The 13254-nt window shown below is 46.9% G+C and carries 11 protein-coding genes; 4 read left to right on the plus strand and 7 right to left on the minus strand.

Annotation, left to right across the window (positions count from 1 at the left end; all coding sequences use genetic code 11):
* Positions 1–78: 78 nt before the first annotated feature.
* The 3 genes from I5M27_RS18000 to I5M27_RS18010 all read right to left on the minus strand — a co-directional run bounded on the left by I5M27_RS18000 (position 79) and on the right by I5M27_RS18010 (position 5837).
* On the minus strand, positions 79–2208 hold the full coding sequence (locus tag I5M27_RS18000; RefSeq protein WP_234462597.1) for a ComEA family DNA-binding protein: 2130 nt from the start codon (positions 2206–2208) through the stop codon (positions 79–81).
* 3 nt (positions 2209–2211) lie between these two features.
* On the minus strand, positions 2212–3024 hold the full coding sequence (locus I5M27_RS18005) for a PorV/PorQ family protein (protein ID WP_200507786.1): 813 nt from the start codon (positions 3022–3024) through the stop codon (positions 2212–2214).
* Between the two features lie 527 nt (positions 3025–3551).
* Positions 3552–5837, minus strand: coding sequence for a S46 family peptidase (locus I5M27_RS18010; protein WP_200507787.1), 2286 nt, complete (start codon positions 5835–5837; stop codon positions 3552–3554).
* Positions 5838–6017: 180 nt separating this feature from the next.
* On the opposite strand from I5M27_RS18010, the gene yidD reads away from it, so the two are divergent.
* The 3 genes from yidD (at position 6018) to I5M27_RS18025 (ending at position 7836) form a co-directional block, all read left to right on the plus strand.
* Complete coding sequence (yidD, locus tag I5M27_RS18015) at positions 6018–6239, plus strand: membrane protein insertion efficiency factor YidD (protein ID WP_200507788.1); 222 nt, start codon at positions 6018–6020, stop codon at positions 6237–6239.
* A gap of 86 nt (positions 6240–6325) precedes the next feature.
* Positions 6326–7192, plus strand: coding sequence for a hypothetical protein (locus I5M27_RS18020; RefSeq protein WP_200507789.1), 867 nt, complete (start codon positions 6326–6328; stop codon positions 7190–7192).
* 92 nt (positions 7193–7284) lie between these two features.
* On the plus strand, positions 7285–7836 hold the full coding sequence (locus tag I5M27_RS18025; protein ID WP_200507790.1) for a SixA phosphatase family protein: 552 nt from the start codon (positions 7285–7287) through the stop codon (positions 7834–7836).
* Between the two features lie 113 nt (positions 7837–7949).
* Here the strand turns inward: I5M27_RS18025 and lgt are convergent, their stop codons facing one another.
* From lgt to nadE, 3 genes are all read right to left on the minus strand, one after another.
* Positions 7950–8825, minus strand: coding sequence for a prolipoprotein diacylglyceryl transferase (gene lgt / locus I5M27_RS18030; protein ID WP_200507791.1), 876 nt, complete (start codon positions 8823–8825; stop codon positions 7950–7952).
* A gap of 190 nt (positions 8826–9015) precedes the next feature.
* The gene (locus I5M27_RS18035; protein ID WP_200507792.1) at positions 9016–9537 is read right to left on the minus strand and encodes an OadG family protein; all 522 of its coding nucleotides are present in this window, start codon (positions 9535–9537) and stop codon (positions 9016–9018) included.
* A gap of 107 nt (positions 9538–9644) precedes the next feature.
* Positions 9645–11510, minus strand: coding sequence for an NAD(+) synthase (gene nadE / locus I5M27_RS18040; RefSeq protein ID WP_200507793.1), 1866 nt, complete (start codon positions 11508–11510; stop codon positions 9645–9647).
* A gap of 149 nt (positions 11511–11659) precedes the next feature.
* Here nadE and I5M27_RS18045 point away from each other — a divergent pair, with 149 nt between their 5' ends.
* Positions 11660–12412 (plus strand): hypothetical protein, encoded by a 753-nt coding sequence (locus I5M27_RS18045; protein WP_200507794.1) that lies wholly within the window; start codon positions 11660–11662, stop codon positions 12410–12412.
* A 108-nt stretch (positions 12413–12520) separates the two neighbouring features.
* Here the strand turns inward: I5M27_RS18045 and rnc are convergent, their stop codons facing one another.
* Positions 12521–13252 carry a ribonuclease III gene (rnc, locus tag I5M27_RS18050; RefSeq protein ID WP_200507795.1) on the minus strand — a complete coding sequence of 244 codons (732 nt, stop codon included), beginning with the start codon at positions 13250–13252 and terminating at the stop codon, positions 12521–12523.
* Positions 13253–13254 lie beyond the last annotated feature (2 nt).

Consider the following 13254-nt stretch of genomic DNA (forward strand, 5'->3'; position numbering starts at 1 on the left):
GAACAACGAACAACGAACAACGAACAACGAACAACGAACAACGAACAACGAACAACGAACAACGAACAACGAACAACCTTAAAACCGGTAACGCACCTGTGCCCGAACATCCGTCCGGCGCGGGCCCTGAATTTCTTCCAGGCCGGAACTGATGGTTTTCTGATACCGGTAATGCGTATAGGCCAGCTTCAGCCAAACATCCATTTTTCCTGAAAAACTGTATTGCAAAACGGTATACATTCTGGTGCCTGCCCCCCCGAAAGAAGGAATAGAAAACGCGTATAAAACATCTTTCTCGGTTACGTATTGCCGGTTTTCCGAATCGTCGGTATCGAAAACGGCGTAGCGCGAGCTGATCCGGAAACGCCGGAATTCCAGGTTTACATCCTGCGCCAGGAAATATCCGGTGGTGCGCTCGCCGTTCCCTACATTGTAACTACTGAACTGCAGGCGCGAACGCAAACTCAACCTACCGGTAGGCGCAAAATCGGCGGAAAGCAAATAATTACGCCGCGTAGCCAGCTCTAATCCCGGAATATTCTGCAGGCTGCCTGGTTCTTCCAGTTCTTTATTTTCGGTGCGGAACTGGCCGTAAAAAGTAGCCAGTTTGCTGGGTTTATACAGCAGGCGCAGTAAATATTCTTCGCCGCCGGAAGGGGCATTTACGCCAAAGCGCAGCCAAGGAAACCGGAACCGGTCGTAGTAAGCCGTAATTTCCCAACGGCTGGCCGGACGAATTTTCAAGCCCGTGTAAAAGCCTTTTTCGTTTATCGGGCGCGTATTTTCTGAAAAACCATCGCCGTAAAGCGTATGAAAATTGCGGGCATAATTCCGGTAGAGCATGGCCACTTCCACCTGTGAGGTTAAACTTGCCATAAGGCCCTGCACCAAGCCCAAACCGCCGCTCTGCGAACGCGCCGCTTCGCCAAAGAAATTTACGTTGCGCCAGTTATAGCTGTAATAGCCGCTTAAAAGTAAATTATTACTGCCCCGGAATTCGAAACGGTTATAAGCCGCATCGGAACGCAAAAGGGGCACGCTGTAACTGGAATTGAAAACCGTAAAACCACCCGATGCCCGACGGCTTTTGCTGAAATAAGCCAGGTTGGCGCCGGAGATCTGTTCAGTAACATTATGCTTGCGCGCAATTTCGGTAGAAGTGCGGTGAAAACCGGTTTCCTGCAGACTACTCGATTCCAGGTCGCCCAGCGAAATTTGTTCGTTCAGTTGATCTAAAGAATCCTGCAGTAATTGAAAACTGACGTCCACTTTTTTACGCGAATAGAAACCGGTTAAATTCAGGGTATTGGTTAATGTATACGTGGCGGCAGCTCCCCGAAAGAAAGCGCTTTCCAGCGTAGATGTGTAGGGCCTGATGCCCAGATCGGAGCGGCGGGTGGTGGTAATGGTTTCGCCGCCCTTGCCCACGCCAAATGCCGAAGCCGCTATCAACCCCTGCCCGAACGACAACTGATAATCCCCGATCGCCAGGGTTTTCAACCGGCCTTTATCGTACAACTGAAAATGCGCTGAATAAAAATCGAACCCGTAGCGGTGCGTTTTAGAATCGAAAATAAATTGTTCGCCGGCGTCTTTTTCCAGGGTAAATCCTAAGCTGAAATCGCGGGTATGCGCCACGCGGTAACGGAGCAAAAGTTTATCGGGCGATCCTTTATAATGCGATGTTTCCTGGCCGTTGCTTTTTATAGTTGGCGGCAGATAACCCTTCTTTTTCTGTAAGGTGCGTTCGTAGCGAATGAGCAAATAATTATTCTCTTCGGAAAGCATGCGTTCCCAAAGCGGCCGCCGGTCGGTTTGCAAACCCGTTTCCAGCACCGTTACAAAGGGCAGCAGCTTGTTAATGGTTATCAGGTCGAAGCCTTCGATGGTTTGCAGTTCATAAATGCTTAAAAGCCCGCCGGTGCGGTTAATGTGCTCAAACAAAGCCGTGATCTGCACTTCCGACAAGATGAAAAGTGAGCTTAGTTCTTCGCGGTTGGCGCGGTTCAGGTTTATGGGGTTCTGGTAATACTGCAGCAGGTTTTCGTAAATATCTTCGTAAGGCAGGTCTTTATCCTGTTGCTGCGAAAAAAGCTCCTGTACCAAAAGATCCAGGTTCACTTCGCGCCGCGGTAATTCCTGCGCCAGCGCGAAACCAGGAACGAAAAACGACAGGAAAAACAGCGCAAACAGTATCCGTTTCGGCATAAGCTATTCAAATTTATAACCCACCGAAACATGATTACTGAAACCCAACCGGCTCTGCGAACTCAACGCATAATCTATCTGGAACCGCTGCGCGGCAAAACCAACCCCAAACGATGCGGTCTGCTTTAAAGTTGAAAAACCCGTGCGCAAGGCTAGTTTTTCGATCACCTGGTATTCCAGTCCGGCTTTGAAATCGGCATCCAGCTCCAGGTCTTTTTCGGTTTCGGCGTTCAGCATTACTTTTTTGCCCGGCCGGTAGGATATGCCCGCTTTCATAACCGTAGGCACGCGTTCGTCGGCAAATTCAGCCATTTTCGCCTGGTTGAAATTGTAAATATGCGCGCCCACTACCAACCCCGGCATTACCTCCGATTGTCCGCCAAACGAAAAAGCTATTAACCGTTTACTGCCGAATTCTTCTACGTGCACCTGCAACAGATCGGCTTTCAAACCCAAGCGCACCTGCCCTATTTTATGCGCGTAACCAATTCCCAAACGTTGTTCGTTGTAAATTTTATCGCCGAACCGGTAAAGCTCCGCTCCAATTCCCCCCGATTGCCCGATTTTCATGGCGCCAAGCAAAGCAACCGTAGAAAAAGCTTTCAGCCCAAAACGGTTTTCAGCAAATGCGCCCAGTTCGGTTTTCTCTAATTGAGCAATGCCGGCTACGTTATTATGCAAACTCCACACATCGGAAATACCCACGGAAGCATTGCTCAGCGCCGCCGCGCGGGCCCCAACCGGAACATGATCGTTGCCGGCAAAAACTGCTTTACAACTCAGTAATAAAAGCGTGGAAACCAGCAGTTTTTTCATCGGAAAGCGTAGCGTTTTAGATCACGGATTTAATGGATTTAGAGATTTCGCGGAGCAATCAATAAAAATTCAAAGCTGCCGGCGAAAGAAACAAACCGTTTTTACGCAAAATGTTATTACTTGGGTTTTAGACTTTGTTCCAGAATCGCCGATTTTACGGACTTCAGCATTTTTGCCTGATTTTCCGTCGGGGATATGCGATTGAAGTAAAAGACTTATACAAAGATTGATCAACGGATTTTCTTTTGGGATCCAGTTTTGAAGTAATTTAAAGGATAATTTAAGCTTGTATATATACACAAAAGTCTGAAGACTTTCTGAAATTGGTAGGAACAAGTGACGCTTCGCTGAACACTTGCGCCAGGATTCCATCAGTTTTTTTCCATCCCAAATAAAAAATCAGCGAAATCCATTAATCCGTAAAATCCGTGATCCGTAAACGCTATGCTTTCAAGCCCAAAAACTGCTCATAAAAAAAAGCCCCGGAAAGTTTTCCGGGGCTTTTCAGCTTTATAGTAGAGCAAGAATTATTTCTTCTTCTTTTTCTCTTTTTTGGTTTTGGTTTTGATCTTATCGTCTTTCACTTTCACTTCGGTTTTAACTTCGCTTGTTACAGCAGCCGCGGAGGCAGCGGCAGAAGTTGCAGCGTTCGGGCTTGGCTGGTTAACCAACGTCATTTCGTTTACCAGGTGACCGGCACCGGCAAATTTATCGATGATGAAAAGTACGTAACGCGCATCTACGTTAATGCAGCGCTTGTAATCCAGGTCATAAACCAGGTCACCGCTCATGGCTTCCCAGTTACCATCAAAGGCCAGACCGATCAGTTCACCACGACCGTTAATTACCGGAGAACCGGAGTTACCGCCTGTAATATCGTTATCGGAAATGAAGTTAACCGGCAGTTCACCTTCTTTGTTCGCATAGCGGCCGTAATCTTTGGCTTTGATCAGGTCGATCAGTTTCTGCGGCACAATGAATTCTTCGTCTTTCGGATCTTCTTTTTCCAGAATACCCTGGGCCGTAGTGTAGTGGCTGTAATGCACACCGTCGCGTGGTTCGTAATCGCGCACGGTACCATAGCTTAAACGCAGGGTAGAGTTAGCATCCGGGTAGAAAGTTTTATCGGTTTGCATTTCACGCAGACCAGCCACGTACAAACGAGTTGCTTTATCCATGCTGGTTCTGGCGGTCATTAACTTCGGGTTGATGTTGCCGGTGTAGTTCGTATAAACCGAATTGATGGTTTTGAAGATCAGGTCGTTCTCTAAAACTTTCAGGGTTGGTTTTGCTAAGAAAGCATTCAGTTTTTCTTCCGAAGTCAGGAAGGTTTTCTTGTAAGCTTCGGCAGCAAATTTCTTCCAGTCGCCTTTGTATTTAGTTTCTACCGTCTTGAAAATATCCGGGTGCTGGCTTTTCGGAACATCGTTGTAGTACATCTGGTACATGGCCGCGAAAAGTTTCTCGTCGGTTGGTACGTTAAAGCCTTCAAAATATTCTTTGCTGGCCGCTTTTATCGCATCGGTAGCTTTCTTGATATCATCGGCTTTGTTTTCTTTCAGGGCTTTCTGTAACGGTACAAAGTTCAGGGCAAATTTAGCAGCCGCCGGCGCAAGAGCAGCTTCGCTTAAATAAACCTGGCTCAAAGTGTATTCTTTCTGATCCGCATAACCTTTATTGATATCGGCTAAAACGGTTCCGTAAGAAGCGTTACGGCCGGCATCGGCAGAAGCCCACTGGTTGTATTTGGCTTCGTTCTCAATTTTTCCTTCCACGGTTTTCATGCGTTTCACACCTGCATTCTGGCCCTGGAAATATTTGTGGTAGTTGCTTACCGAAGCATATTCAGAAGCATATTTCAAACGAACGGCATCGCTCTTATCCATATCTTCTTTCAGAATTTCCAGACGCTTGCCACGCAGTTTTACACGGGCCGGGTTAGAAGTTTCTACGGCTAATTTCAGGCCTTCGGAAGTCATGAAACGCTGCGTGCGGCCCGGGAAACCAAATACCATCGAGAAATCGCCTTCTTCTACGCCACCCAGGTTAACCGGAAGGTGTTTTTTAGGCTGATACGGTTTGTTGTTTGGCGAGTAAGCAGCCGGTTTGTTGTTAGCATCGGCATAAACGCGGAACAGCGAAAAGTCGCCGGTCTGGCGTGGCCACATCCAGTTATCGGTGTCGCCACCAAATTTACCAATGGAGGATGGCGGTGCACCTACCAGACGCACATCGGAATAACGCTCGTAAACGAATAAATAAAACTCGTTGCCGGCAAAGAAATCGCGTACGTAAGTAACGTAGTTTTCAGAACCTTTTGCTTCGGTAGCCAAAGCTTTCATGCGCTCAGAAACCAGTTTCATGCGGTCCGCTTCCGGCGTTTGCGCGGTAATGCCTTCCAGCACTTTTGGCGTTACGTCTTCCATGCGCACCAGAATGTCTACGAAAAGGCCCGGGTTACCAAGTTCTTTGTCGCGGCTCATGGCCCAGAAACCGTTCTTTAAATAATCGGCCTGCGGGGTAGAGCGCGATGCGATGGCATCGTAACCGCAGTGGTGGTTGGTTAACAGCAAACCTTCTTTGGAAATGAATTCGCCGGTACAGAAACCGCCAAACTGCACAATGGCATCTTTTAAGCTGGCATTGTTGATGTCGTAAATTTCTTCGGCGGTAAGCTGCAGGCCTTTTTTCTGCATGTCCACGTGGTTAAGACGCTTAACCAGCAGCGGCAACCACATACCTTCGTCGGCTTTTGCCAGGTTGGTGAGGCCTAAAACCGCAACCAGCAAAAGGGAAAAGAATTTTTTGGTCATAGAGTTATAAATGTGAAAATTTTGAAATTTGGAAATTTGAAAATACCCGCAGTTATTTCAAACGAAAAAGAACTAAAGCGCTTTCAAAATCCTTTTTTAGTATTACACACAAATGTAGGCCAAATTTCTCATTTTTACAGGACTTTTGGTGTTCGATTGTGGGCTTTTTAGTGTTCGGTTATGGGCTATTTATTTAAAAAACTGCTGCTTGCTTTAATCTGGGTCTACCAGCGCATGATTTCGCCGCTTACGCCGCCGAGCTGCCGCTTTACGCCCACGTGTTCGGCTTATGCAGCGGAGGCGGTTACCAGATACGGGCCCCTAAAAGGCGGAAAACTGGCGCTGAAACGGATTTCGAAATGCCACCCCTGGGGCAGCAGCGGCTACGATCCGGTACCTTAAAACTCCCTTTGGGCAAATGCCCAAACCTATGGTGCCAGAAAGAACGTATAGAAGAATTCCGATTGATAACACAAACGCATTTTTTTATGAAATTTTTGAAAGCACTGGTAGTTTTAATGGTTGTTTCGCTACCGTTTATTTATGGATACTCAATTTACAGCCGCGGCAGCTGGGAAGTAGCCCAGAAGGTTACACCCCTGGGCCAGTTTCCTTCGGAAGTACGCGAAAGTTCCGGTCTGGCTAAAGCCGATGACGCCGGCACCTATTATACCAACAGCGACCACGGAGCCGGCGGCGCGCCAGCCGTACTTTATAAAGTAAACGAAAGCGGCAAACTCCTGAAAACCTACACCATTTCCGGCGCAACCAACGAAGACTGGGAAGACCTGACCAACGACAATCAGGGCCATGTGTACATTGCTGACACCGGCAACAACAACGGCAAACGCACCGACCTGAAGATCTACAAAGTAAACGCTGCTAACCCGGGCCGGGCCGAAGTTATTCATTTCAGCTACGGCGATAAACCGGAGGCCGGCAAAAGCAAAAAAGGCAAGAAAGACAAAAAACCTGCCACCAGTTTCGACAGCGAAGCCATTTTCTGGGATAACGGCAGCCTGTACCTGGTAACCAAAGACCGCAGCAACACCAACGAAGCCCGCCTTTATAAACTCCCTGGTACTCCGGGAACGCACACGGCCCAGTTAGTAGCTACCAAATCTATCAATGAGCAGATAACGGGTGCCGGTTTAAGTCCGGATGGTAACCGCCTGGTGCTGATGAGCGTTGGAGCCCTGCATGTTTTCCCGGTTTCGGGCAACGATTATTTTAAGGGCAGCCCGAAAACCATTAGTTTAGGCAATGTAGGTCAGACCGAAGGCCTGGTATTTAAAGACGATAATTCACTTATCTTCACCAACGAAAGCGGCCAGATCTTCCGGTATAATTTCTAAGCCTCCTGCATTGCGGGAAAAACGCTATCCTTTTTCTATCAAAAACCGGTTGTTGCTTTAAACAAGTTCAGCCGGTTTTTGTATTTTAAAGCATGAAACATCTTCTTAAATTTTTGCTGTTGCTGCTAAACCTGACCTGGCTGGTAAGCTGCGCGGGCAAGAAATCGGACGCTAAGCCCGTTTCACAGGAAGCCCGGAATGAAAAAGCCACGATCGTTTACCTGGTGCGTCACGCCGAAAAAAGCAGCAACCACCCAGACGATCCGGACCTGTCTGCCGCCGGCCAGGCCCGCGCCGAAGCCCTGAAAAACCTGTTGCGCGACAAAGGAATTTCGGCCATTTACAGCACCAATTACAAACGCACCAGGCAAACAGCCCAACCGCTGGCTGAAGTCCTGGGCCTGAAAATTCAGTTTTACGAGGCTCATGCTTACGGAACTATAACCGGCAAAATTCTGCAAGAAAACCGTCACGGCTCGGTACTGGTGATCGGGCATTCTAATTCGGTGCTGGAACTGGTTGAAGCCTTTAAAGCCCCGCGGCCTGTTGCGCAACTAACCGATTCGGATTATAATTATTTGTTTAAAGTTACCATTCCGGAAGAAGGCGAAGCCCAGGCAACGGCAGAGCACTACGGAAACTGACCATACTTTTCAGACTGAAAACCCTACCGTTCTGAACGCAAAAACCCGGCCTTTAACCAGCCGGGTTTTTCTTTCTTTTCCAGGTTCGCTTCCCTGTCTAAAATTCTGAAGAGCTATATAACCGTATTTTTCAGTTCGGCTTCCGTTTTAGCGTTGTAACCATAACGCGGATTTTTAGTGGCCCAGATCCAGATAACGATCCCGATAATTACCAGCGGAATGCTCAGCAACTGCCCGATATTCATGCCGATGGTTTGCAGCAGATAATCTTCGGTATCTACCTGGTTTTCTTTCAGGAACTCGTAAAGGAAGCGGAGCGTGAAGAGTATTACCACGAAAAGCGCGAAAATAGTGCCGTTTGGCGTAAAGGCTTTGCGCTTGCTCCAGAGCCAATAGGTAAATAAAAACAGCAGAAAGGTAGAAATGGCTTCGTAAAGCTGCGCCGGGTGGCGCGGATGCAGGTTGGCGGCCACGCCGTTTATGATTTCGTTGTTGCGCACAAATTTAAACGCCCAGGGCACGTAGCTTACTTTGCCAATAATTTCGGAGTTCATCAGGTTGCCCAATCTAATTAAAGCCCCGCCCAATGCCACCACAATTACAATGCGGTCTAAAACCCAGAGGTAGCTGAGTTTAAATTTCCGGGCAAACAAATAAAGCGATAGCAGAATACCCACCGTAGCGCCGTGACTTGCCAAACCGCCTTCCCAAATCTTCAGGATCTCGATGGGATTGGCAAGGTAATATTCGGGTTCGTAAAACAAACAATGCCCTAAACGCGCGCCAAGCACCGTACCCACGATCATGTAGATAGTAATAATATCCACATCTTTTTCCGTGCGCCCTTCGGCCTGGTAAATTCTAGAAAGAATGCGTTGCCCGATCACAAAACCCAGCGCAAAAAGTAAACCGTACCAGCGCACGGTAAGCGGACCGAGTGTAAAAAGTTCCGGGCTCACGTCCCAGGTTATATATGCTAAAATTCCCATGTTCATTTTTAATGCGGGGCTAAATTACAATTAATTATTTGGGAGGGAAAGTCTGAAGAATTTTGCTTTGGTTCGCAGGGAGTTTTTGAGGGGGAAACCATAGCGTTTTGAATCGCGGATTTTACGACATTTTGGATTACTCAAATTATTTCCTGGCTTTTTCTGGCGCAAGTATTCAGCGAATAGACCCTTAACAACCACATTCGCCGGTATAAAAATAACGTTTCGTTGTGCCGGTTTTAATTTCTTTCAGGATCAGCTGGCCTTCTATTTTCGAAACCTCTTCGGCAACATCCCTGCTTTTTTCCTTGGTAACTTTAAGCTCGTAATCCGTATTGGCATACACGTAGAACTTTTCTTTCGCCAGGCTATCGCTTTGATATTTAAGCACCAGTTTATTTAATTTCCCATTGACAGAAATAATGGAAGTTTCGGCGTAATCATTAATGTAAATGTATTGCTCCTTTTTAAACTCCTGCTGGTTTCGGGCAAAATAACAGGAACAGCCATACATTTCCGGCGGAAATTCGGCCAAGACATCCAGTTCCGGGGAATCAGGCCTGGGCGCAGGCGCTTTTTCTGAAACCAACTCAGGTTGCTTTACAGGCTCTTTTTTTACCGGGTCTTTTTTACTTTCGCAGCTTACTAAAAAAATAATAAGAACCAGGAAAAGGAACGAAGCTGGGTTAAAGGATTTTCTAGCTTTTGTCACGGAAGTATTTCGCAGCAGGTACATAAAAACAGGAATCAGGAATGCCTTTAGCAACCTTAAAAGTTAACCAGTATCTGATAAAACGCTATGCTTTTCACCTTAAAAACTCAACCCAGCTTTTTCAATTCCTCCTGAAAACCGCCGCTCAGGATCGGGAAACGCAACCAGCTTCTGGGGTCCAGATTATAATCATCGAGGTGGAAAGCCGGGGCGTAACGCTCACGTTTCCACTGGTTGCGGCTCCATAAAGCATAAAATCGTTTGAGGTACATTTTCAGCGCTTCCGGTTCCACTTCGGTTTTCAGGCGTTCAAAAACCTGCATCGGGGAAAGCCTTTCGTAAAAAGCCAGGCGCTCGATCTGGTTCAGGATCGGGTACGGCATCAGGTCTTTTTCGTCGGTCTGCGCTTGTTCGGCCGGCCGAAGCTCGGCGCTTGGCTGCAGATTATTTACGTATTGCAGCCCTTCGTAACCCAGGTTTTGCTGCGCCCAGACAAGCCACTGCCGCAGAAATGCTTTATCTACCCCTGCCAGCGGCGAAATACTCCCGGAAGTATCGCCATCCATGGTAGCGTAACCAACGGCGGCTTCGCTCCGGTTAGAAGTGGCCAGAAGCAGCGCATTGTTAATATTGGCCAGCATCCAGATTGCCGGGGCGCGTACGCGGGCCTGAATGTTTTGCAGCGTTACATCGTCAGTTTGCCAGGTCAGTTCGCGGCCAATGGCTTTTTCAATTTTACCAGTGTAGCCTTTCACCTCTTCGTCGATGCCCCAGTTATAGAAAACGGCGCCGATAGATTTTGCCAGTTCTTCGGCACTCTGAAACGTATCATCAGAAGAATTAACGGTGCCCTGGTAAGCAGTGGTCAGTAGTTTTCCGGTCAGGAACTGTTGTTTTTCGAAGTCGTTCAGGAACTCCAGTTTTTGCAGGTCTTCGGCGGAGAATACGTTCAGTTTCCGGGCAAATGCCTCGAGGCCAAGTTCATTCAAAGCACGTTTTACCATTTCGGCAATTACCACCGCGCAGGCCGAAGAATCGGCGCCGCCGCTGAGCGAAAGCACAAAACCCCGGCTCCGGCTTTTCCTTAAATAGTCGAAAAGTGCCAGGGTAATAGCCGAAACAAATTCCTTGTTTTCATCTACCGGTTCCAAAGGCGCAACTTGCTCCACTACCGGCAGCGGATCTTCAAAATTCACTTCCCCGCATTCCAGGTCTACATTTTTGAAACTCAGCAGTTGGTTCCGCATGATCAGATTCCCGTTCTGCGCGATCAGAATTTCCCCGTCGAAAACAATGCGGCCCGATTCATTACCCAGCAAATTGGCGTACACATACGCACAGTTATATTTTTTGGAAGCATCTACTACCAGATGATATCGCACATCGGTCTTGCTCATGGCAAAGTGGCTCGCACTCGGGTTCAGAATTAACTGCACGCCGCGTTGCTGGTGCCTTCCCGCCGGCCGGTCGTCGCCGCGCCAGGCATCTTCGCAGATCTCGAACGCAAACGTTACGCCGTTCAGCTCATAAACCAGATCACCGATCTTATAAGTTTTCCCGAATTTCTCGAAGGTCGTTTCCTTGCCGGCCGGCCAGCTCGTAAACCAGCGCGGTTCGTAATGCACGCCATCGTTGGCTAAGAACTGCTTGGCCGTAAACCCGATAATTTCTTTATTCTGAATGACGCAGGCGGTATTATAAATTACGTGGTCGCGGAAGCGGACCGGCAAGCCAACGGCTACGGTAATATTTTCGCACCAGTCCTTAATTTCCAGCAGTTTTTCAAACGCTTCTTCCGGCAGCCATTCGGTCAGAAAAAGATCTTCGCAGCCGTAACCGGTAATGGAAAGTTCGGGCAGCAGCAACAAATCGGCCTTACTTTTGCGGGCCTTTTCGATAGCGTTTTTAATGTTGGCGAGGTTGTTTTCCCAGTCGAGCGGGGTTTGGTTCAGGGCAGCAGCAGCTAAAAGCATAAGCAATTGAGGTTTTCTTGCGGTTCAAAAATACGCGTACGCAAGGTGAATAACTATGGGTATTATTTTTTGATTTAAGATAGATCCGGCAGAAACAGAATACTTAGCTATATTGAATCATATTCATCTATTTTCGGCTTTTAAGTACCATGATAAAAAGAACCGGACTGCTTTATTTAGCTTTAATATATTTATTAATTCCATTTTCTTCTTTTGCTGATAGCAAAATTAAAAGCGATTCTATAAACAAAGCTACGCACAAGCAAGAATATCTTGCGAAAGTAAAACGACTTGGCTTACCTTATGATGAGGACTTTTATTATAAATATAAAGTTAATCTGAATAAGATATCTGAACTCGCGAAGCTTGGGGTTAATGTAAAGAAGGACTTTTTAAATACGGAACAGCATTATGTTGAAGGCAATACTTTAATTGCTGAAACCGTTGTAAAAGGAACAGTTTTAAAGTTAGAATATGACACCAGCAGAATTGCGCAATATCATTCCATTTATACAGTTCAGGTAGAAGAAGCATATAGCGGAGAACCGTTCAGACAAATAAAGATTTATCTGATGTCTGGAAAATTTGGCGATAATTATATAAGTGTAAGTGCCGATCCAAAAATAAAAGTTGGGGATGAATTGCTATTGTTCTTACTTCCTTTTGATTATGAAGAAATTGAAGAAAATAAAGCAAAAGGATTTTTAAATAGTTTTGTGACCTTCCCTCCTTTTCACCCGGAAAATTTTGTAGTAATGGAAGCTTTTCGGATTGAAGGTGATAAAATTTATAAAGACAATGATTTAAAAGTTGGCAAATTAAACAGGAAAGAAGCGAAGCTTAAAAACATCATCAAAATAAACGACCGGAAAAATTTTTATTCGACAAGATTTTTAAATTAATCCGCGGAGCACATGCAACAGAAAAGTCGGGAAAAAGAAAAAATCCGCGCATTCCAATAATCCGGAAAATCCGCGATTCAGAAAACGCTATACTCTTGAAGCGAAAAACTAAATATCGAGGCTTTGGAGGGCTTTTTCGGCGGCGGCTTGTTCGGCGCGTTTCTTGGAATGGCCGTGGCCTAACGCAACCGGTTCGTCGTTCAGAAAAACTTCGGAAGTGAATTCGGTAACGTTGCCCTGCGGTTTCACATTCACAATTTCGAAGCGAATGGCTTTATTCTGGCTTTGGGCCCACTCGATCAGTTTGCTCTTGAAATTGGCCGTAGTGGTTACTAGCGTATGCACGTCTATGTGCGGTTTCACCAATACATCCAGAATGAAACGGCGGGTAGTTTTGTAGCCTTTATCGAGGTAAATAGCCCCCACCAGTGCTTCCAGCGCGTTGCCGTTTATAGATTTGTAGCGGAAATTATTGGCCCCCTGATCGGTTTTTACGAGCGTGTTCAACCCGATCCGGATCGCGACCGAATTCAGCATTTCGCGGTTTACAATGCGCGAACGGATCTCGGTCAGGAAACCTTCCTGTTTGTAGGGGAATTTTTTATAGAGGAATTCGGCCACCACGGCGCCCAGAATGGCATCGCCCAGAAACTCCAGCCGTTCGTTCGTTTCATGACGGCCGGCCGAAGTTTGCTTTAAAACCGAGGTATGCGTGAGCGCCGTACGGTAAAGCCGCACATTCTGAGGCTCCAGACCGGTTATCTGCTTAACAGCTGCGGACAATGCTCTATCCTGCGAGAAAAGCCTGCTTAGAAAACCGGTAACTGGTTTAAATGGCAAAG

Source organism: Adhaeribacter terrigena, from assembly GCF_016623615.1.
GTDB lineage: Bacteria > Bacteroidota > Bacteroidia > Cytophagales > Hymenobacteraceae > Adhaeribacter_A > Adhaeribacter_A terrigena.

Excerpts from the sequence above, each read along its gene's own strand:
- I5M27_RS18000 (WP_234462597.1), bottom strand. The coding sequence starts at position 2,208 with ATGCCGAAACGGATACTGTTTGCGCTGTTTTTCCTGTCGTTTTTCGTT.
- I5M27_RS18005 (WP_200507786.1), bottom strand. The coding sequence starts at position 3,024 with ATGAAAAAACTGCTGGTTTCCACGCTTTTATTACTGAGTTGTAAAGCA.
- I5M27_RS18010 (WP_200507787.1), bottom strand. The coding sequence starts at position 5,837 with ATGACCAAAAAATTCTTTTCCCTTTTGCTGGTTGCGGTTTTAGGCCTC.
- yidD (WP_200507788.1), top strand. The coding sequence starts at position 6,018 with ATGGGCTATTTATTTAAAAAACTGCTGCTTGCTTTAATCTGGGTCTAC.
- I5M27_RS18020 (WP_200507789.1), top strand. The coding sequence starts at position 6,326 with ATGAAATTTTTGAAAGCACTGGTAGTTTTAATGGTTGTTTCGCTACCG.
- I5M27_RS18025 (WP_200507790.1), top strand. The coding sequence starts at position 7,285 with ATGAAACATCTTCTTAAATTTTTGCTGTTGCTGCTAAACCTGACCTGG.
- lgt (WP_200507791.1), bottom strand. The coding sequence starts at position 8,825 with ATGGGAATTTTAGCATATATAACCTGGGACGTGAGCCCGGAACTTTTT.
- nadE (WP_200507793.1), bottom strand. The coding sequence starts at position 11,510 with ATGCTTTTAGCTGCTGCTGCCCTGAACCAAACCCCGCTCGACTGGGAA.
- I5M27_RS18045 (WP_200507794.1), top strand. The coding sequence starts at position 11,660 with ATGATAAAAAGAACCGGACTGCTTTATTTAGCTTTAATATATTTATTA.